Source organism: Kitasatospora sp. NPDC089509 (assembly GCF_044749365.1).
Classification (GTDB): Bacteria; Actinomycetota; Actinomycetes; order Streptomycetales; family Streptomycetaceae; genus Kitasatospora.
On the sequence record NZ_JBIVHS010000009.1, the window covers coordinates 240,485 to 263,358 of the forward strand.

Consider the following 22,874-nt stretch of genomic DNA (forward strand, 5'->3'; position numbering starts at 1 on the left):
CCGAGACCCCGAGCCGACACCCCCCGCCGGCACCCCGGCCGAGACCCCCGCCGAGACCTGAGCTGAGAACCGAGCAGGAGACCGTCATGACCTATGCAGACTCCGACGTGGCCATCATCGGCATGGCCTGCCGCTTCCCGGGCGCCGACTCCCCCGAAAGGTTCTGGGACGTCCTGCGCGAGGGCCGCGAGACCCTCACCCGGTACACCGACGAGGAGCTGCTGGCGGCCGGGGTGCCGGCCGCCGACCTGGCCGACCCGCACTACGTGAAGGCCGGTCAGGGCATCCCGGGCACCGACCTGTTCGACTCCGAGCTGTTCCGGTTCACCCACGACGAGGCCGAGATCCTCGACCCGCAGCACCGGGTCTTCCTGGAGTGCGCCTTCGAGGCGCTGGAGCGGGCCGGCTACGACCCCGACCGCACCGACGGCCAGATCGGCGTCTACGCGGGCGCGGGCATGAACCACTACCTGCTGCACAACCTGGCCGAGCGCCACCGGACCGGCTCCACGGTCGACCGCTACCGGCTGATGCTCGCCAACGACAAGGACTTCCTGGCCACCCGGCTCTCGTACAAGCTGAACCTGCGCGGCCCCAGCATCAACGTCAACACCGCCTGCTCCACCTCGCTGGTCGCGGTCAACACGGCCTGCCTGGCGCTGCTCGGCGGCGAGTGCGACGTGGCCCTGGTCGGGGCGGTGCACCTCAACCCGCCGCAGCAGGGCTACCAGTACCAGGACGGCATGATCTTCTCGCCGGACGGGCACTGCCGGGCCTTCGACGCCGAGGCGCGCGGCACCGTGATCGGCAGCGGCGCCGGGGTGGTCGTCCTCAAGCGGCTCAAGGAGGCGCTGGCCGACGGCGACTGGATCCACGCCGTGATCAAGGGCTCGGCCGTCAACAACGACGGCTCCGGGAAGGCCGGTTACACCGCGCCCAGCATCGCCGGGCAGGCGGCCGTGATCGCCGACGCCCAGGAGGTCGCCGACGTCGAGCCGGACACCGTCGGCTACGTCGAGGCGCACGGCACCGGCACCCCGCTCGGCGACCCGATCGAGGTCGCCGCGCTCACCGACGCGTTCCGGCGGGGCACCGAGCGGACCGGGTACTGCGCGCTCGGCTCGGTGAAGAGCAACATCGGGCACCTGGACACCGCCGCCGGGATGGCCGGGCTGATCAAGACCGTGCTGATGCTGGAGCACCGCACCCTGGTGCCGAGCCTGCACTTCGACACGCCGAACCCGGAGATCGACTTCGGGTCGAGCCCGTTCTTCGTCAACACCGCGACCGCCGAGTGGCCGGCGGGCGAGGGCCCCCGCCGGGCCGGCGTCAGCTCCTTCGGGATCGGCGGCACCAACGCCCATGTGATCCTCCAGGAGGCCCCGGCCAGGACGGCGGAGCAGACCGGGGACGGCCCCGAGCTGCTGGTCGTCTCCGCCCGGTCCAAGGGCGCGCTGCAGCTGGTCGGCGCCGCGCTGGCCCGCCGGCTCAAGCAGCAGTCCGACCTGGACCTCGGCGCGGTCGCCCAGACCCTGGGCCTGGGCCGCCGGGCCTACCCGCACCGCTTCGCCCTGGTCGCCCGCAGCACCCGCGAGGCCGCGATGGCGCTCGCCCTCGGCGACGAGGAGCGGCTGCGGCTGGGGGTCGCCGAGGAGGAGCCGAGCACCCCGGTGTTCGTGCTGACCGGCGCCGTGCCCGACCCGGCCGACAGCGCCGAGCTCCACCGGACCGTCCCCGCCTACCGCGCCGCCGTCGACGCCTGCGCCGAGGCGGTCGGCCTGGCCGGCGAGGCCGGCGCGCTGCTCGGGGCCGGCGGCGCCCGGGCCGCCTTCCTCCACGAGTACGCGCTCGCCACCGCCCTGACGGCCTGGGGCGTCACCCCGGCCGGGCTCGCCGCGAGCGGCACCGGCCTGGTGGTGGCCGCCGCGCTGGCCGGGGCCGTACCGCTCGCCGACGCCCTCGCGCTCGTCGACGGCGCCGCGCCGGACCGGGTCGCGCCGCCGAGGCTGCCCGTCCTGTCCGCGCGCACCGGCCGCTGGCTGACCGAGGAGGAGGCCCTGCGGGCGGCCAGCTGGACCCCCGGCCCGGAGCAACTGGCCGACCTGGAAGGGCTGTTGGCGGACACCGGACGGCACCCGCTGCCGCTCGCCGCCGAGCCGGGCGGGCCGGCCGGACCGGCCCACCTGCTCACCCTGCTCGCGGACCAGTGGGTGCTCGGCGCCGAGGTCGACTTCGAAGCCGTCCACGCGGACCGCGACCGGTACCGGGTCCCGCTGCCGGTCCGCCCCTTCGTGCGCCGCCGGCACTGGGCCGAGCCCGCCGAGACCGCGGCCACCGCCCCCACCGCCGGCGACCGGCTGATCGACCGCCTCGACCCGGCCGACCCCGACCGCGGCGTCGAGCTGATCACCGACTACCTGGTCGACGAGGTCGCCAAGGTGCTCGGCGACCGGGACCAGGTCGGCCTGGACGCCCGACTGTTCGACCTGGGCCTGGACTCCCTGGTGCTGATCGAGGTCGGGGCCAAGCTCGGCGCCGAACTGGGACTGGAGATCTCGACCTCCGCCTTCCTGGAGTTCCCCAGCATCCGCACCTTCGTCCAGCACCTCGCCGAGCTGCTGGAGCTGGCCCCCGCCCCCGGCCGGGACGCCGCCGACGCCGGTGCCGGCCGCACCTCCCGGCGGGCCCAGCGCGCGGCCGGGAGGCAGGGCGGCACCGCCTGATCCGACGGCCCGGCAACCGGCACCTCCCAGCGGCAGTACGCCCCGGCCCGCAGCGGCCGCACCGATGACCTGTGAGAGAGAAGAACCGTGGACGACAAGCGAAAGCTGCTGCTGAGCCTGCTGAGCCGGGCCTCCGCACCTCCGGCGAGCACCGGTGTGGCCATCGTCGGCGTGTCCGGCCGGTACCCGCTGGCGGGGACCGTCGACGAGCTCTGGGCCAACCTCGCGGCCGGCCGGCACTGCATCCGGGAGGTGCCGGCCGACCGCTGGGACGCCGACGCCCACCACGACCCCCGTGGCACGCACGGCGGTTACAGCAAGTGGGCCGGATTCGTCGACGACGTCGACCGGTTCGACCCGCTGTTCTTCCAGATCTCGCCCGCCGACGCGGAGGCCATGGACCCGCAGGAGCGCCTGTTCCTGCAGACCGCGGCCGCCGTGCTGGACGACGCGGGCATCCCGGCCGCCGAGCTCGCCGCGCGCGGGCCGGTCGGGGTGTTCGCCGGCGTCATGAACAACAACTACGAGTGGATGGGCGGCGAGGCCACCGCGCGCGGGGTCCGCACCGACGCCCACTCCAACCACTGGTCGATCGCCAACCGGGTCTCCTACGCCTTCGACTTCACCGGCCCGAGCCTGGCGGTGGACACCGCCTGCTCCGCCTCGCTGACCGCCGTCCACCTGGCCTGCGAGAGCATCAGATCGGGCGAGTGCCAGGCCGCGATCGCGGGCGGCGTCAACCTGATCCTGCACCCCATGCACCTGCGGATGCTCGCGGACCGGGGGATGATCTCGCACACCGACCGGCTGAAGAGCTTCGGCGCGGGCGCCGACGGCTTCGTCGACGGCGAGGGCGTGGGCGCCGTCCTGCTCCGGCCGCTGGAGGCGGCGATCGCCGACGGGGACCGCATCCTCGGGGTGATCCGCGGCTCGGCCATCAACGCGGGCGGCAAGACCGGCGGGTACACGGTGCCGAGCTCGGCCGCGCAGACCGAGGTGGTCCGCGCCGCCCTGCGCCGGGCCGGTGTCGGCCCCGAGGGCATCGGCTACGTCGAGGCGCACGGCACCGGCACGCCGCTCGGCGACCCGATCGAGATCGCCGGTCTGGTCGAGGCCTTCGGCGGGCGGATCACGCCGGAGCAGCGGGCCGCCCGCCCGACCGTCGCCGTCGGCTCGGTGAAGTCCAACATCGGCCACCTGGAGTCGGCGGCCGGCGTCGTCGGCCTGACCAAGGTGCTGCTCCAGTTCCGGCACGGGATGCTGGCGCCGTCGCTGAACGCGGCCGAGCCCAACCCGGACATCGACTTCTCCACCACCCCCTTCGCGGTGCAGCAGACCCTCCGGCCCTGGACCGGCCCGCAGGACTCCGCCGACCGGCCGCCGCTGCGCGCCGTGGTCAACTCCTTCGGCGGCGGCGGCGCCAACGCCTGCGTCGTGGTGGAGGAGTACCGGGAGCCCGGGCCGGTGCGGCCGGTGGAGCCCGGTGACCAGCTGCTCGTGCTGTCCGCCAAGAGCGAGGAGCGGCTGCGCGCCTACGCCGCCGACCTGGCCGCCCACCTGCGGCGGACCACCGCCCCGGCCGGGGCGGGGCCGGACGCGGCGGCACCCGCCGACCTCCGGCGGCGCTGCCTGCGGGTGGCCGCCGAGGCCGCCGGGGTGGAGCCGGAGTTCCTCGACCCGGGCACGGACCTCGCCGAGTACGGCTTCGGCGTGGTCGAACGCGCCCGCTTCCACGCGCTGCTGGCGGCCGAGTTGGGCCGGGAGCTGCCTGCCGCCGTCGCCTCGGCGGGCAGCCTGGCGGACGTCCTCGCGGCGGTCTCTGCGAACGCGGCGGATGCGGCGGACGCGGCGGTCTCTGCGAACGGTGCGCGGGTCGAGCCGGTCGGCCCGGAGCCGTTGCGGCTGGCCGACGTCGCCCACACCCTCCAGGTCGGCCGAACCGGGTACGAGTTCCGGCTCGCCCTGGCGGCCGGTTCGGCGGCCGAGGCGGTCGAGCTGCTGGAGCGGCACGCCGCCGGTCACGTCGACCCGCGGGTCCGCACCGGGCGGGCCGCCCGGGTCCGCGGCGACCTGGCCGGGAGCGAGGCCGAGGCCCTCGAACTGGCGCTGGCCCGACGGGACCTGGCCGAGGTCGCCGAGCGCTGGGTGGCCGGCGCCCGGATCGACTGGAGCCGGGTGACGCCCTCGGGGGCCCGTCGCATCCAGCTGCCCGGCTACCCGTTCGCCCGCAACCGCTACTGGATCCCCGAGCCGCCCGCGGCGGCCCGCCCGGTGCCGCAGGCCCTCGGAACGGGCACCGGGCAACTGCCGGAGGCCCTCGGAACGGGCACCGAGCAGGTGCCGGACTTCTACCAGCCGCTCTGGGTGCGCGCCGAGGAGCCGGCGGCCGGCCCGGCGCCCCGGGCGGAGCGGGTCGTCGTCCTGGCGACCGCCGCCTCGCTCCGGTTCGCCGAGGCGGTCGCCGCCCGGCACCCGGGCGCCCCGGTGGACCTGGTCCGGATCGACCGGGAGCCGGTCGAGGCCTGGCTGCCCCGGGCCGCCGACGCCGAACTCGTCGTGCACCTGGGCGGGTTGGGCGGCCGGATCGCCGACGGCGTCGGGCTCGACCGGGTCCGCGAGCAGACCCGCGACGGCGCGCTGTCGCTGTTCCACCTGGTCCGCTCCACCCGGGCCGAGCGGGTCGTCGTGGTCACCGGTGACGTCTTCGCGGCGGCCGGCGCCGCCGTCGCCAACCCGCTGGCCGCGGGCGTGCACGGGCTGCTCCAGGTGGTCTCCAAGGAGCGTCCCGAACTGCGGGTCGCCTCGATCGACGTCAGCTCCGCCGAGCTCGACGACGAGGACGCCCTCCGGGCCCTGGCGGACGCCGTGCTGGCCGAGCCGGGCACCGGCCGGGACCGCACCGTCGCCCTGCGGGCCGGGGTCCGCTACGTCCGCCGGCTCGGCCGGGTCGACCTGCCGGAGGCCGACGGACCGGTCTTCCGGGACGGCGGCGTCTACCTGCTGGTCGGCGGCACCGGGGGCATCGGCCGTGAGCTGAGCCTGCACCTCGCCCGGCGGCACCGGGCCCGGCTGGTCTGGTTCAGCCGCAGTGCGCCCGGGGCCGAGCAGCGGGCCGCCATGGCCGCGATCCGGGAGTGCGGCGGCGAGGTCGTCCACCTGGCGGGCGACGCCTGCTCCGCCGAGGACCTGGCCGCCGCCGTCGCCGAGGCCCGGAGCCGGTTCGGCGCCCTGCACGGCGTCGTCCACGCCGCCATGGTGTTCGACAACCACCCGCTCGCCGAACTCGACGAGGCCGGGTTCACCGCCGCCACCCGGGTCAAGACCGAAGGGGCGGTCGCGCTGGCCGCCGCCGTCGCCGACCAGCCGCTGGACTTCCTGGTCTACTTCTCCTCGGCCGGCTCCTTCGGCAACTTCGCCGGCAACGGCGCCTACATCTGCGCCTCGGCCACCGAGGACGCCTACGCGCTGTTCCTGCGCGGGCGACTGCCGTTCCCGGTCACCGTGATCAACCAGGGCTACTGGGGGCGGGTCGGCTCGGGCGCCGTGGCGGGCCTGGAGGAGATCTTCGACGGCCTCGGCATCGACGGGTTCAGCGTCGCCGAGGGCATCGCCGCCGTCCGGCGCATCCTCGGCAACCGGCTGCCGCAGGTGCTGCCGATCCGCGCCGGCCGCCGGGCCCTGGAGGCGATGGGCCACGATCTGGCGTACGACGGCGAGGCGCTGGCCGGCGGCCACCCGGCCGTGCTGGCCGCCGCCACCGACCGGCTGCTCGCCGGGACGGGCACCGCGCCGGCCGCGGCCCGGGTGGTGGCCGGCTACCAGGAGCTGGAGGCGGTCTCCGCCCCGGTGCTGCTCGGCGTCTTCCAGCGGATGGGCGTGTTCCGGCGCTCCGGCGAGCAGTACCGGGCCGGCGAACTGCTCCACCGGCTCGGCGTCCTGGACCGCTTCGAGCGCCTGCACGAGGCGCTGCTGAACATCCTGACCGCGGCCGGGCACCTCACCCGGGACGGTGAGCTGGTCACCACCACCGCCCTGGTCGACGGCGTCGACCAGGCCGCCTCGGCCGACCGCTGGGAGGCCGAGTTCGACCGGATCGCCGCCGCGTACCCGGACATCGAGGCGACCGTCACCCTCAACCGGCTGTTCCTGCGCAGCTACCCGTCGATCCTGCGGGGCGAGGTCGGCGCCACCGAGATCATGTTCCCGGGCTCCTCGATGAAGCTCGTCCAGAACTTCTACAAGGGCAACCCGCTCACCGACTCCTTCAACCTCCTGGTCCGCGACACCGTCCGCTGCTTCCTGGACCTGCGGCTGCCGCACCTGCCGGCCGGCGCCGGGATCCAGGTGGTCGAGCTGGGCGCCGGCACCGGCGCCACCAGCGAGCGGGTGCTGCCGGTCCTGGCCGAACACCCGGGCCGGGTCGGCTACACCTTCACCGACATCTCGCCGCGCTTCCTGGAGCACGGCCGCGAGCGCTTCGCCGCCGACTACCCGTTCACCCGCTTCCAGGTGCTCAACCTCGACCGCCCGCTCGCCGAGCAGGGCTTCGAGCAGGGCGGCGCCGACCTGGTGGTGGCCACCAACGTGGTGCACGCGACCCGGAACCTGCGCGGCACCCTGCGCAAGGCCAAGGCGCTGCTCAAGCCGGGCGGCTGGCTGGTGCTCAACGAGCTGACCTCCGTCCGGCCGCTGCTCACCATCGGCGGCGGCGTGCTGGAGGGCTGGTGGGCGTTCGAGGACGGCGAGTTGCGGCTGCCCGACTCGCCGCTCGCCGCGCCGGAGGGCTGGACCCGGATCCTGCACGAGGAGGGCTTCGGCCCGGTCCGGGCGCTGGGGGCGGAGGACAGCGGTCTGGGGCAGACGGTGCTGGTCGCGGAGAGCGACGGCCTGGTGCTCTCCGCCGCGCCGGTGGCGAAGCGGCCCGTGGCGGCGTCCGTGGTGCCGTCCGTGGCGTCCTCCGCCGCCGCTCCGGCCGGGGTGAGCGCCGCCGACGCGGTCGGCGAGCGGCTGCGCGAGCTGGTGGAGCGGGTCCTCAAGCTGGACGAGCGGATCGACCCGGACCGCCTGCTGGCCGACTACGGCTTCGACTCGCTCAGCGGCATGAAGATCGTCTCCGCGGTGGACGAGGCGTTCGGCGTCTCCGTCCCGCTCGGCGACTTCTTCGAGCGCCCGACCCTGCGGGAGCTGACCGCCCATCTGACCGCGGGCTGGCTCGCCGACGCCGTCGCCGCCACCGCGCCCGTCCCGGTGGCCGTGCCTGCCGCGCCCGTCGTTCCGGTGGCACGCGTGGCTCCCGTGGCCCCCGCAGCTCCCACGACCCCCGTGACCAGCGGCGCGGCGGCCTCCGCCGCGGTGGTCCTGCGGCCCCGGCGCGACCTGGAGGAGCGCACCCACCGGCTCTCCGAGGGCCAGCGCGCGCTCTGGGTGATCGAGCAGATCGCCCCCGGTGGCTACGCCTACAACCTCCCGCTCGCCCTCTGGCTGGCCCCCGGCCTCGACGTGCTCGCGCTGCGCGTCGTCCTCCAGGACCTGCTCGACCGGCACGAGGAGCTGCGCGCCACCGTCCGCACCGGTGCGGACGGCCCGACCGTGCGGATCGCCGCGGAGCCGGAACTCCCGTTCCAGCAGGTGTTCCTGACCACCGTGACCGAGGCCGACCTCCGGGACCGGATGGTCGCCGACCTGCGCCGCCCCTTCGACCTCGCGGCCGGCCCGCTGGTCCGGGCCACGCTGTACACGCTCGGCGACGGCCGCCACGCGCTGCTGCTGACCTTCCACCACCTGGTCTTCGACGGGGTCTCCATCGCACTGCTGCTGGCGGAGCTGGAGCGCGGCTACCGCGCCGTCGGCACCGGCGCCCCGCTGCGGGCCGCCCGGCCCGCGCGCAGCTACGCCGACTTCGCCGACTGGCAGCGCGACCTGCTGGCCGGACCCGAGGGCCAGCGCCAACTGGCCTACTGGACCGAGCGGTTGACCGGGCGGGCGACCACCGTGCCGCTGCCGCTCGACCGCCTCCGGCCGGATGTCCCGGGCTACCGGGGGGCGAGCGTCGACGGACACATCCCGGCGGTGGTCGCCGACCGGGCCCGCGCGCTCGCCGCCGCGCAGCAGAGCTCGCTGTTCTGCGTCGTGCTGGCGGCCTGGTTCGCGCTGCTCCAGCGCTACGGCGACCAGGACGACATCGCCGTCGGCACGCCGACCATGGGCCGGCCGTCGAGCGGCTACGACGACGTGCTCGGCTACTTCATGAACATGGTGGTGCTGGCCGAACGGGTCGACGGCCAGGAGGAGTTCAACGGCCTGGTGCGCCGGTTGCACCGCACGGTCATGGCGGCGCTCGACCACAGCGGCTACCCGCTGATCCGCCTCGTCGAGGAGCTGCGCCGGCGCGACCCGCAGGCCCCCGCCGGCTTCAACGTGGCCTTCTACTTCCAGAACTGGACCCGGGACGCGCGCCAGGACGGCGCCGGTGTGGTGCTCGGCCCGGTCGAAGGCGTCCACCAGGAGGGCGAGTTCGACCTCACCCTGGAGGTGGTGGAGCAGGCCGACGGGTGCCGCTACACGCTGAAGTACGACCCGGAGCTGTTCGACCGGGAGACGGTCGAGCGCCTCGGCGGCCACTTCGCCGCCCTGCTCGCCGCCGCCGTGGCCGAGCCCGCCGCCAAGGTCGACGACCTGGAGCTGCGCGGCGGCGAGCCCGCGCTGATCGCCGGGCCCGCCGCCGACTACCCGGCCGACACCCTGGTCTGGGAGCTGGTGCGCCGGCAGGCCGAGGCCCGGCCCGACGCGGTCGCCGTCCGCCACCGGGGCACCGAGCTCAGCTACCGCCGGCTGGTGGAGCGGGTGGAGGAGCTGGCGGCCCGGCTCACCGCGGCCGGTGTCGGCCGCGGCCGGACCGTCGGCGTGCTGCTCCCGCGCGACGCCGAACTGCCGGCCGCCCTGCTCGCCGTCCAGGCCGCCGGCGGCGCCTACGTGCCGCTCGATCCCGCCTATCCGCAGCAGCGCCTCGGCTACATGGTCGAGGACGCCGGACTGCACCTGATCCTCACCCACTCCGCGGTCGACAGCTCGTACGCCGCGGTGCCCCGGCTCTGCGTCGACTCCGACCGGCAGCCGCCCGCGCTGCCCTCGCCGGGGCCGGCCACGCCCGCCGACCCGGCCTACGTCATCTACACCTCCGGCTCGACCGGCCGCCCCAAGGGCGTCGTGGTGCCGCACCGGGCGCTCACCAACCTGCTCTGGTCGATGGCGCGCGAGCCCGGCTTCGGGCCGCGCGACACCCTGCTGGCGCTCACCACGGTCTGCTTCGACATCTCCGGCCTGGAGCTCTACCTGCCGCTGATCACCGGCGGCACCGTGGAGCTGGTGCCGACCGAGGACGCCCGGGACGGCCTGCGGCTGCGGGAGGTCCTGGAGCGCAGCAAGGCCACCGTCGTCCAGGCCACCCCGTCCACCTGGACCATGCTGCTGGCGGCCGGCTGGGCGGGCGACCCGGGGCTCACCGTGCTGTGCGGCGGCGAGGCCCTGCCCGGGGACACCGCCGAGGCCCTGATCGCCCGCAGCCGCGCGGTGTGGAACCTCTACGGCCCCACCGAGACCACCATCTGGTCCGCGGCGAGCCGGCTGCGCGCGGGCGAGCGGGTCACCATCGGCAGCCCGATCGCGAACACCCGCTTCCACGTGCTGGACGGCTCCCGCCGCGCGGTGCCCGACGGCGTGGCCGGGGAGCTGTACATCGGCGGTGACGGCGTGGCCGACGGCTACCTGGGCCGCCCCGAACTGACCGCCGAGCGCTTCCTGCCGGACCCGTCCGACCAGGACCCGGCGGCCCGCCGCTACCGCACCGGCGACCTGGTGCGCCGGCTGCCCGACGGCCGGATCGAGTACCTCGGCCGGATCGACTCCCAGGTCAAGGTGCGCGGCTTCCGGGTCGAGCTGGAGGAGATCGAGGAGACCCTGCGCGGCCTCGACGGCGTCCGCGAGGCGGTGGTGGTGGCGCGCGGGCAGGGCGCCGGCTCGCACACCCTGCTCGCCTGCTACGTGCTCGCCGACGGCGCCGCCGAACCGACCCGGGACCGGCTGGGCGCCTGGCTGCCGGACCACATGGTGCCGGACGCGCTGGTCCGGGTGACCGGGTTCCCGCGCACGCTCAACGAGAAGGTGGACCGCGCCACGCTGGCTGCCCTGCCGCTGACCGAGCTCCGGGCCCGCTTCGGCGTCGGCGGCGAGCCGACCGCGGCCGGTCCGGCCGCCGATGCAGCCGCTGCCCCGACCACCTCCCCGACCGCCGGTGCGGCGGGCCGGGAGGAGGCGTTGGTCGCCGAACTGGCCGCGATGGTGGCCAAGTTGACCGGGCAGCCGGCCGAGTCCGTCGGGGCGCACACCCCGCTGGGCGAGGCGGGCATGAACTCGGTGGGCTTCACCGCGCTCAGCACCGAGCTGCGCACGGCGTACGGGATCTCCGTCTACCCGACGCTCTTCTACCGCCGGGGCACCCTGCACGCGCTGGCCCGCCACCTGTGGGAGGAGCACCCGGCCGAGCTGGCCGCGCACTTCCCCGTCCCGGCCGTCCCGGTCACTCCGCTCGCCACCCCGGTGCCGGTCGCCGCTTCGGTTCCCGCCCCCGCCGCCGCGGTTCCGGCCGTGCGCCGGGACGGCGACATCGCCGTGATCGGCATGGCCGGCCGCCTCCCCGGCTCCGCCGACCTGGGGGAGTTCTGGGACCACCTCGCCGCCGGGGACGACCTGGTCGGCGAGGTCCCGGCCGACCGGTGGGACCGGCGCGAGCACCCCGGGTCGGACGCCTACCGGGGCGGCTTCGTCCCCGGGATCGACCGCTTCGACGCCGCCTTCTTCGGGATCTCCCCGCGTGAGGCCGAGCTGATGGACCCCCAGCAGCGGCTGCTGCTGGAGGTCGTCTGGTCCGCCGTCGAGGACGCCGGCTACCGGCCCTCCGACCTGGCGGGCAAGCGGGTCGGGGTGTTCGTCGGCGTCACCAACTCCGACTACCTGGAGGTGCAGCGGGCCGCCGGGCGCGGCACCGAGGGGCACACCATCACCGGCGCCGCGCTGTCCATCGTGCCCAACCGGATCTCCTACCTGCTGGACCTGCGCGGTCCGAGCATGGCCGTCGACACGGCCTGCTCGGGTTCGCTCACGGCCGTCCACCAGGCCTGCGCCGCGCTCCGCGACGGCACCTGCGACCTGGCCATCGCGGGCGGCGTCAGCCTGATCCTCTCGCCCGGCGTGTACGAGGCGCTGAGCCAGGGCAAGATGCTCAGCCCGGACGGCCGCTGCAAGGCCTTCGACAGCCGCGCCGACGGCTACGTCCGGGGCGAGGGCGCGGGGGTCGTCCTGCTCAAGCCCCACGACCGGGCCGAGCGCGACGGCGACGCCGTGCACGCGGTGATCAGGGCGGTCGCGGTCAACCACGGCGGCCGGACCACCTCGCTCACCGCGCCCAACCCCGACGCCCAGGCCGACCTGCTGGTCGAGGCGTACCGGGCGGCCGACGTCCCGCTGTCCACCGTCGGCTACATCGAGGCGCACGGCACCGGCACCGCCCTCGGCGACCCGATCGAGACGGCCGGCCTCAGCGCCGCCTTCCGCCGGCTGCGCGCCGAGCGCGGCGAGGCCACCGCGGGCACGGGCTGCGCCATCGGGTCGGTGAAGACCAACATCGGCCACCTGGAGGCGGCCGCCGGCATCGCCGGGCTGTTCAAGGTCGTGCTCGCCCTGCGGCACGACACCATCCCGGCCAGCCTGCACTTCCGCGAGCAGAACCCCTACCTGGAGCTCGACGGCGGCCCGTTCGAGGTGGCCGCCACCGCCCGGCCCTGGCCCCGGCCGACCGACGCCGCCGGACGGGAACTCCCGCGCCGCGGCGGCGTCAGCTCCTTCGGCTTCGGCGGGGCCAACGCGCACATCGTCCTGGAGGAACCCCCCGTGGTCGACACCCCTGACGAACTGCCGGGCGCCGAGCAGCTGTTCGTGCTCTCGGCCCGCGACGAGCAGGCCCTGCGCGGCTCCGCGCAGCGGCTCGCCGACCACCTGGCGCGGCGGGACGTGCCGGCCGCGAACCTCGCCCACACCCTCCAGGTGGGCCGGGAGGCGATGAACCACCGGCTGGTGCTGGTCGCGACCGGCACCGCGGCGCTGCGCGCCGAGCTCGCCGCGTACGCCGCGGGCCGGCCCTCGGCCGTCCGCACCGCCCGGGTCGAGGGCGGCCCGGTCGCGGCCGCGGACGTCACCGCGGGCCCGGCGGCGCTCGCCGCCGCGTGGCTGGGCGGTGCCGAGGTCGACTGGGCGGCCGTGCCCGGGGCCGGTGCCCGGCGGCGGGTGCACCTGCCCGCCTACCCGTTCGCCGGTGCCCGGCACTGGGTGGCGCCCGGTACGGCGTCCCGGCGGTCCGGGCCCGGGCTGAACCCGGGGCTGCACCCGACGCTGCTGGACGCCAATGTCTCCGGCTTCGGCGGGCAGCGGTACGCCAAGACGCTCACCGGCGACGAGTTCTTCCTGCGCGACCACGTGATCGGCGGTGAGCGGGTGCTGCCCGGCGTCGCCTACCTGGAGATGGGCCGGCTGGCCGGCGAGCTCGCGGCCGGCGGGGTGCCCGTGCGCGGCGTGGACGACCTGGTGTGGGCGGCCCCGGTCCGCCTCCCGGCCGGTGCCGACGGCCACCCGCTGGTGGTGTCGGTGACCGGCGACCGCTCGGGCGCCTCCTTCGAGGTGCGCGGCGGCGCGGAGGGGGCCCCGGTGCACGCCGGCGGCACCCTGGTCTTCGGCGAGCCCGGCGACCAGCCGGCCGCCGTCGACCTGGCCGCCGTCCGGGCCCGCTGCACCCGGGTGAGCAACGGGGAGAGCTGCTACCGGGACTTCGTCCGGGTGGGCTTCGGCTACGGCCCCGGCTTCCGGGTGATCGAGGAGATCGCGGAGGGGCCGCAGGTCGCGCTGGCGGCGCTGCGGCTGCCCGAGGCGGTCCGGGCGGAGGCGGACGGCTACGTGTTCCACCCGTCGCTGTTCGACGCCGCGCTCCAGGTGGCCGGCCGGCTCCGGGCCTTCGACGACCGGACCGCGGGGGCGTCCTACCTGCCGTTCTCGCTGGGCTCGGTGCGGCTGTACGCGCCGCTGCCGGAGCGGGTGCACGCGTTCGCCACGCCCTCGGCGCGGCCCGCCCCGGCCGGGGCGGTCGGCTTCGACGTGGCGCTGCTCGGCCCGGCCGGCGAGGTGCTGGCCCGGATCGACTCCTTCACCCTGCGGACGGTGGCCGGGGCGGAACCGGTGGCGGCGTTCGAGCCCGTCTGGCGGCCGGCCGCCCTGCCGACCACCCCGCCCGCCGGGGAGGGCCGACTCGACGGCACGGTGCTGCTGCTCGGGGCCGGGCACGGCGCGGCCGAGGTGCGGGCCGCGCTCGCGGCGGTCGGCACGGACGTCCGGCCCGTGCCGCTGACGGCGGGCTTCGACCCGGCCGCGGCGGTGCGCGCGGTGCCGTCCGGGCCGGTCCACGTGGTGCACCTGGCCGGTCCGGGCGGCGACCCCGAGGACGCGGTCGAGCACGGCTTCCACACCGCCGGGGCGCTGCTCCAGGCCTGGCAACGGGAGCGGGGCGGCGCGCTGCGCTACCTCTTCGCCCACCCCGATCCCGCCGGGTCGCCCGCGCAGTCCGCGATGGCGGCGTTCGCCCGCTCGGTCCGGCTGGAGATGCCGTCCGTGGTGTTCGGCGTGCTGGCGGCCGCGCCCGGACTGCTCGCCGACGCCGTGCTCGCCGAACTCCGGGCCGGGGACGGGCCGGGGACGGAGGTGCGGGTCGACACGGCCGGCCGGGCCCGTCGGGGCTGGCGGCAGGCCGACCTGCCGGCGGCCGGACCGTCCGCCTTCACCGGCCGGGGCGCGCACATCGTCACCGGCGGCGCGGGCGCCCTCGGGCTGCACGTCGCCGAACACATCGCCGCCGCCCGGCGCGCGGCCGGGGTGACCGAGGGCGGGATCGTGCTCGCCGCGCGCAGCGTCCCGGGGCCGGAGGTCCGGGCCCGGATCGAGGCCGTCGGCGCCCGTCTGGTGCGGGCCGACGTCGCCGACCCGGCGGACGTGGCCGCGCTGGTCGGCGAGGCCCGGCGGGCCTTCGGCACGGTCAGCGGCGTCGTGCACGCCGCCGGAGTGCTGCGGGACGGGCTGCTGCGCGGCAAGCGGCGGGCGGACGCGGAAGCCGTCCTGGCCGCCAAGGTCCGGGGCACCCGGCTGCTCGACGAGGCGACCCTCGACGACCCGCTGGACTACTTCCTGCTCTTCTCCTCCGCCGCGGCGGAGTTCGGCAACATCGGCCAGACCGACTACGCCTTCGCCAACGCCTTCCTCGACCGCTTCGCCGAGCAGCGCGAGCGGCAGCGCCTGCGGGGCGCCCGCAACGGCCGCACCCTCGCGGCCGCCTGGCCGGTCTGGGCGGACGGCGGCATGCGGGTGGACGCCGAGGCCGAGAAGTTCATGTACCGGGTGCTGGGGATGCGCCCGGTGCGGACCGGGCCCGCGATGGAGGCCCTGGAGCGGGCGCTGGCCGGCACCGCGCCGACCCTGCTGCTGGCGCCCGGCGACCCCGCCCGGATCGCGGCCGCGCTCGACGCGGGCCGGGGGCGTACCGGCTCGGCGGCCGAGCCCGCTCCCGCCGTTCCCGCTGCTCCCGCCGTTCCTGCTGCGCCCGCCGTCGTCGCCGGTCCGGCGGGGACCGGTGCGGGACCGGACGCGGATGCGCCGCAGCGGGCCGAGCGGCTGGTGCTCCGGCTGCTGGCGGAGGAGTTGAAGCTCGCCGAGGCCGAGATCATCGCCACCGAGCCCTTCGACCGCTACGGACTGGACTCGCTCATCACGATGAGCCTGACCGGCCGGCTGGAGGAGCACGTCGGGCCGCTGTCGAAGACCCTCTTCTTCGAGTACGTGACGGCCCGGGAGCTGGCCGGGCACCTGGCCGCCGCGCATCCGGCGGCGTTCGCCGCCCCGACCACTCCGAGTGCTCCGACCACTCAGGCCAGTCCGACCACTCCGGTCGTGCCGGCCGTGGTGCCGGCCGCCGCCCCCGCGACCCGGCCCGCGCACGGCGACGACATCGCCGTCATCGGCGTCGCGGGGCGCTACCCGCAGGCCGACGACGTGCAGGAGTTCTGGCGCAACCTGCGCGAGGGCCGGGACAGCGTCGAGGAGATCCCGGCCGACCGGTGGGACCACGGGGTGTTCTACGACCCGGACCGGTCCGCCTTCGGCAAGACCTACGGCAAGTGGGGCGGCTTCCTCCGCGGCGCCGACCGCTTCGACCCGCTGTTCTTCCAGATGTCGCAGATCGAGGCCGAGCACACCGACCCGCAGCTGCGGGTCTTCCTGGAGACCGTCTGGCACCTGCTGGAGGACGCCGGCTGCACCCGGGAGCAGCTGCGCGGTTCCCGCACCGGCGTGTTCGTCGGGATGATGTACGGCCACTACCAGCTGTACGGCGTCCAGGAGGCGCTGCAGGGGACGGGCGTCGCGACGTCCTCGTCCTACGCGTCGGTGGCCAACCGGGTGTCGTACTTCTTCGACTTCACCGGTCCCAGCGTGGCCCTCGACACCATGTGCTCCTCCTCGCTGGTGACCATCCACCAGGCCTGCCTGGCCATCCGCAACGGTGACTGCGACGTCGCCGTCGCGGGCGGGGTGAACATCTCCAGCCACCCGGTGAAGTTCCTCCAGCTCGCCCAGCGCGGCTTCCTCGCCGAGGACGGCCGCTGCCGCAGCTTCGGCGAGGGCGGCACCGGCTACGTCCCGGCCGAGGGGTCGGGCGCGGTGCTGCTCAAGCGGCTGGACGCCGCCCTGGCCGACGGGGACCGGATCCTGGCCGTGGTGAAGGCCTCCACCGTCAACCACGGTGGCGCCGGCCGGGGTTACAGCGTGCCGAACCCCAAGTCCCAGGGCGACCTGGTCCGTTCCGCGCTGGAGCGGGCCGGGCTGCGCCCCGGCGACCTCGACTACCTGGAGGCGCACGGCACGGGGACCGCGCTCGGTGACCCGGTCGAGGTGAACGGCATGCTGCGGGCCTTCGAGGGCGACCTGCCGGAGCGGCTGCCGGTCGGCTCGGTCAAGTCCAACATCGGCCACGCCGAGTCCGCGGCGGGCATCGCCGCGATCACCAAGGTGCTGCTCCAGTTCCGCCACGGCGAGCTGGTGCCGTCGATCCACTCCGACCGGCTGAACCCGAACATCGACTTCGCCGCGACCCCGTTCGAGGTCCAGCGGGAGCGGGCACCGTGGCCGCGCGGCGTCCGCGCCGACGGGACGGTCCGGCCCCGGACCGCCGGGGTGAGCTCGTTCGGCGCGGGCGGCACCAACGCCCACATCATCCTCCAGGAGTACGTGGGCGCGCCCGCGCCGACCGGCGGTGCCGCGGCCGGTCCGCAGCTGGCCGTGCTCTCCGCCCGGGACGCGGACCGGCTGGTCGGCCAGGCCCGCCGGCTGGCGGCCCACCTGCGGGCCGGGACGGGGGAGTCGGACGCCCAGCAGGTGGCCTGGACGCTGCAGACCGGGCGCGAGGCGATGGCCCACCGGCTGGCCGTGCGCTTCCGGGACCTCGCCGAACTGGCCGACCGGCTGGAGGAGTTCGCGGCCGGCGGCGAGCCGGCCGACAGCTGGACCGGGGTCGTCGACCCGCGTCGGCCGGTCGACGGCGAGGCCCTGCCGGTCGACCCCGCCGGGTACGCCGTGGCCTGGACGGCCGGGCGGACGGTCGACTGGTCGGCCCTGCACCACGGGGTCCGGCCGGGCCGGGTGGCCCTGCCCGGCTACCCCTTCGACGGCGACCGGGTCTGGCTGGCCGCAGCGGACGCCGAGTTGGCCGCCCTGGCCCAGGGTCGGCCCGCCGCGCGGCAGCCGGCGCCGGAGCCCACGGCGGCTGCGGTGGCTGCGGTGGTGGAGCCCGCCGTGGCCGCGGTGGTGGCCGCGCCGGCCGTCGACGTCCTGCGCGGGGCCGTCGAGGCGGTCTCCCGGTGGCTGCTCGACCGGATCGCCACCGACCTGGGCTTCGACCGGGCCAAGCTGGCCGGCGACGTGCCGGTGCACGACTTCGGCATGGACTCGATCATGGTGTCCCAGCTCGCCCAGCACACCGCCCAGCGGCTGGACGCGATGATCGACCCCTCGGCGCTCCTGGAGCACCCGACGGTCGACGGGTTCGCGGCCTACCTCGCCGAGGAGCACCGCGCGGAGCTGCTCGCGGCCTTCGGCACGACGGTGGCCGAGGACGCGGCCCCGGCCCCGGTACCGGAGGCTCCCACCCCGGCACCCGAGGCTCCCGCCCCGGCGGCCCCCGCCCCCGCCCCGATGGCCCCGGCCGTGGGCGCGCCGGACCGCAGCGGGACGGACATCGCGGTGGTCGGCCTCTCCTGCCGGTTCGCCGGCGCGGGTTCGGCCGACGAGTACTGGGACCTGCTGCGCGACGGCCGCTCCTCGCTGCGGCCGATCCCCGAGCGGCGCTTCGGCCACCGGCTCGGCTACCACGCGGGCCTGCTGCCCGAGGTGCTGCGCTTCGACCCGGCGGCCTTCCTGCTCTCCGAGCAGGACGTCGCGGCGATGGACCCGCAGGCGCTGCTGCTGCTGGAGGAGGTCGACAAGGCCGTCCACCAGGCCGGGTACCGCCCGGCCGAGCTGAAGGGCCGCCGGATCGGCGTGTACGTGGGCGGCCGGTCCGCCCAACTCACGGACCCGGCCAGGCTGGAGGGGACGATGAACCCGGCGATGGTCACCGGGCAGAACTACCTCGCGGCCAACGTGTCCCAGTTCTTCGACTTCCAGGGGCCGAGCCTGGTCGTCGACACCGCCTGCTCCTCCGCCCTGGTGGCGATGGACATGGCCGTCCGGGCGCTGCGGGCGGGCGACATCGAGTCGGCCGTGGTGGCCGGGGTGAACCTGCTCGCGGACGACCGGGCCTACCAGGTGTTCGGCTGGCGGGGGCTGCTCAACCCGGGCGAGGAGTTCCACGTCTTCGACCGTCGGGCGGCCGGGCTGATGCTCGGTGAGGGCGTGGGCGTGGTCGTCCTGAAGCCGCTCGACCGGGCGCGGGCGGACGGCGACCCGGTGCTCGCGGTGCTCCGCGGCATCGCGGTCAACAACGACGGCCGGACGGCCGGTCCGGCCACGCCGAACCCGAAGGCGCTGCGGAACGTGATGACCGAGGCGCTGACCCGCAGCGGTCACGGTCCGGGCGACATCGGGTGGGTGGAGACCAACGGCTCCGGGGCGAACATCACCGACCTGCTCGAACTCAAGGCGGTGGAGGGCGTCTACCGCTCCGGCGAGGACCGTCGGTCTGCTCTGGCGCTCGGCGCGGTGAAGCCCAACATCGGCCATCCGCTGGCCGCGGAGGGCATCGCCGCGTTCATCAAGGTGGTCCTGATGCTGCACCACCGGGAGCAGGTGCCGTTCCGGTCCGGCCAGGAGCCGCCGGCCCACTTCGACGTGGACGCCTCCCCGCTGTACTTCCCCCGGGAGGCCCGGCCCTGGCCGGCCACGGCCGAGCTCGCGGCGGTGAACTGCTTCGCGGACGGCGGCACCAACGCCCATGTGCTGCTGGCCCCCGCCCCGGCCGGGCACCGCGGCACCCGTTCCCCGCTGCCGCAGCCCGCGCTCGACCGCAGGACGGTGATCCGGGGCGCCGACGCGCCCGCCGGGTCCGTACCCCCTGCGGTGGCCGAGCCGGCCCTGACAGCCCCGACAACCGTGACAGCCCCGACAGCCCCGACCGCCCCGTCCGCCGAGCCCGTCGCCGCGGGCCTGTTCTGGGACGGCTACCGATGACCGAACCGTCCCCGGGATCCCTGCCCGTCGTCTTCGCCTTCTCCGGGCAGGGCTCCCAGTACTACCGGATGGGCCAGGAGCTCTACGCGGACAACGCGGTGTTCCGCGCCGCGCTGGACCGCCACGACGCCGTGGTGGCCGAGGAGTTGGGCGAATCTGTGCTGGCCCGGGTGTTCGACCCGGACCGGCGCCGGAGCGACCCGTTCACCGACACCCGGATCAGCCACCCGGCGATCGTGATGATCGAGCTGGCCCTGGCGGAGACCCTGCGGGCGATGGGCGTCGAGCCCGACCTGCTGCTCGGTGCCAGCCTCGGCGAGTACGCGGCCGCGGTGGTCGCGGGCAGCCTCGGCTCCGCGGACTGCCTGCGGCTGCTGGTCCGTCAGGCGGAGGCGCTGCGGAGCGGCCCGCGCGGCGGCATGCTGGCCGTCCTCGCCCGGCCGGACGTGCTGGACCGGGTGCCCGAGCTGCGCGCCTGCGAGGTCGCCGCCCGCAACTACCCCGGCCACTTCGTCGTGGCGGGCCCGGAGGCGGTCCTCGACCGGGCCGAGACCGCCCTGCGCGCCGCCGACGTGCTGCACCAGCGGGTCTCGGTCGAGTACGCCTACCACTCCGCCCTGATGGACGGCGTCGCCGATGCCTGCCGGGCCGCGTTCGTCGGGGTGGAGTTCGCGCCGCCGCGCCTGCCGTGGATCTCCTCGGTGGACGGCGGGCCGGTCGAGCGGGTCACCGCGGAGCATTTCTGGCAGGTCGCCCGCCGTCCGATCGAATTCGAACGGGCCATGGCCGGGATGCGCGATCGGGGCGATTTCCTCTACCTCGACCTCGGACCCTCGGGCACCCTCCACAATTTCGTCCGCGGCAATCTCAAGGACCCCACGGGTTCCCGTTCGTTCCCGTTGCTCAGCCAGTTCTCCTACGATCCGGATCTGTTGGAGCGGATCCGCGCGACAGCCGTCCGGACGACACCGGAGGCAGCACCGAAGGCAGCACCGAAACCGGCACCGAAACCGGCACCGAAGGCAGCACCGAAGGCAGCAAGGAAGGCGCACGGAATGAAGGTCTACGGATTCCCCGGCCAGGGTTCCCAGCAGCGCGGAATGGGTGCGGAGCTCTTTGCCAGGTTCCCGGCCGAGACCGCGGTCGCGGACCGCGTTCTCGGGTATTCCATCGAGGAACTGTGCGTTTCCGATCCCGGCCGTCGGCTGGGGCGCACCGAATTCACCCAGCCCGCCATCTACGTGGTGAGCGCGCTTTCCTACCTGGACCGGCTGGCCGCGGACGGGGCCCCGGCGGACTACCTGGTCGGCCACAGCCTGGGCGAGTACGTGGCGCTGTTCGCCGCCGGGGTGTTCGACTTCGAGACCGGTCTGCGGCTGGTGCAGCGGCGCGGCGAACTGATGGCCGCGGCCGGCGGCGGCGCGATGGCCGCCGTGGTGGGCGTCGACGAGGCGACGGTCGTCCGGATCCTCGCCGAGGCCGGCCTGGACGGCGCGGACGGGCTGGATCTGGCCAACCACAACGCCCACGACCAGTTCGTGCTGTCCGGCCCGGGCGAGCGGATCGACCAGGCCTGCGCCGCCTTCCAGGCGGCCGGCGCCCGGGCCGTCCGGCTCAACGTCAGCGCACCGTTCCACTCCCGCTACATGCGGGACACCGCCGAGGAGTTCGCCCGCTTCCTGGACGGCTTCACGCTGCGCGCGCCGGCCGTCCCGGTGCTGGCCAACGTGAACGCGCTGCCGTACACCCCGGACGGGATCAAGGCGACGCTGACCGCGCAGATCGCCTCCCCGGTCCGCTGGACCGAGACCGTGCGCCGGCTGATGGGCGGCGGTGACTTCGAGTTCGTCGAGCTGGGGCCGGGCCGGGTGCTCACCAAGCTGGTCGCCAAGATCAGGGAGAACACCGAGGCCCTCCCGCTGCCCCCGGCGCCGGACCCGGTGCCGTCCCCGGAGCCGGCGTCACTCCCGGCCCCGGTGCCGTCGTCCGTGCCGGTCGGCGGGGCGGAGCCGGCGGTCACCGCCGAGTCCCTGGGCGCGGCGGGCTTCCGCGAGCGCTACGGACTGCGGTACGCCTACCTGCTCGGCGGCCTGTACGGCGGCATCTCCGGACCGCGGATGCTGGGTGCGGCGGCCAAGGCGGGGCTGCTCGGCTTCCTGGGGACCGGCGGGCTCGCGCCGGAGGAGCTGGACCGTCACCTGCGCGGCCTGACCGGCGACCTCGGCCTCGGCGGGGCCTTCGGGGTCAACCTGCTCTACCGGCACGGCGCGCCGCAGGAGGAGTCCGCGTTGGTGGACGTGCTGCTGCGGCACGGTGTCGACCTGGTCGAGGCCTCCGGCTTCCCGCTGATCACCCCGGCGCTGGTCCGCTTCCGGCTCAAGGGCGGGCGGATCGTCGCCAAGGTGTCCCGGACCGACGTGGCCGCCGAGTTCCTGGCCCCGCCGCCGGAGCGCCTGGTGGCGCGGCTGCTCGAAGCGGGCGAGGTGACCGCGGCGGAGGCCCGGGCGGCCGCCGGTCGGCCGATGGCGGACGACCTGTGCGTGGAGGCCGCCGGCGGCTGGCTGAGCGGCACCGCCGACCTGCTGACGCTCCTGCCCGGGGTGCTCCGGCTCCGGGACCGGGCGGCCCAGGCCGGCCCCCGGGTGCACGTCGGCTACGCGGGCGGGATCGGCACCCCGGAGGCCGCCGCGGCGGCGTTCCTGCTCGGGGCCGACTTCGTGCTGACCGGGTCGGTCAACCAGTGCTCGGTCGAGGCGGCCACCAGCGACGCCGTGAAGGACCTGCTCCAGGAGGCCCGCGAGTACGACGTGGACACCGCGCCGTGGGGGGAGCTGTTCGAGCTGGGGGTGCAGGCCCGCTACCTCAAGCGCGGCCTGTTCTTCCCGGCCCGGGCGTCGCGGCTGTACGAACTGTGGCGGCAGCACGGCGCGTTCGCCGAGCTGGACGGGGCCACCGCGGCACAGGTGCTGGACCGCTACCTGGGCGGCGAGGTGACCGTGGCCGCGCCGCCCGGCGCGGACCCGAAGGCCGAGCTCACCGAGCTGTTCCGGGGGTACTTCGCCCGCGGCCTGCGGCTCGCGGCGGAGGGCGACGAGCGGCGGCGGGTGGACTTCCTGGTCCACTGCGGGCCCGCGATGGGCGCGTTCAACCAGGTCGTCGAGGGGACCGGGCTGGGCCCCTGGCGGGCGCGCACGGTCGAGGCGATCGCCGGGCTGCTGATGGAGGGGGCGGCCGCGCAGGTGGCGGCCCGTGGGCGCGTCCCGCTGGGTGCGGTGTAGCGGCGACCGGGCGGATCCGCCCGGTCGACGGCGGGCCGGTCGGGAGGTCGACCGGGCGGGCCCG

Annotated in this window: 3 protein-coding genes; all 3 read left to right on the plus strand. The window is 75.9% G+C overall.

Going from position 1 to position 22,874, the window contains the following annotated elements; all coding sequences use genetic code 11:
• Positions 1-86: 86 nt before the first annotated feature.
• Positions 87-2,723, plus strand: coding sequence for a type I polyketide synthase (locus tag ACIP4P_RS21255; RefSeq protein WP_400920582.1), 2,637 nt, complete (start codon positions 87-89; stop codon positions 2,721-2,723).
• Positions 2,724-2,810: 87 nt separating this feature from the next.
• Positions 2,811-19,532 carry an amino acid adenylation domain-containing protein gene (locus tag ACIP4P_RS21260; RefSeq protein ID WP_400920584.1) on the plus strand — a complete coding sequence of 5,574 codons (16,722 nt, stop codon included), beginning with the start codon at positions 2,811-2,813 and terminating at the stop codon, positions 19,530-19,532.
• Positions 19,529-22,810: an ACP S-malonyltransferase gene (fabD, locus tag ACIP4P_RS21265; protein ID WP_400920586.1), complete on the plus strand. Its 3,282-nt coding sequence runs from the start codon at positions 19,529-19,531 to the stop codon at positions 22,808-22,810. Before ACIP4P_RS21260 ends, fabD begins: the two co-directional genes overlap by 4 nt.
• Positions 22,811-22,874: the final 64 nt, after the last annotated feature.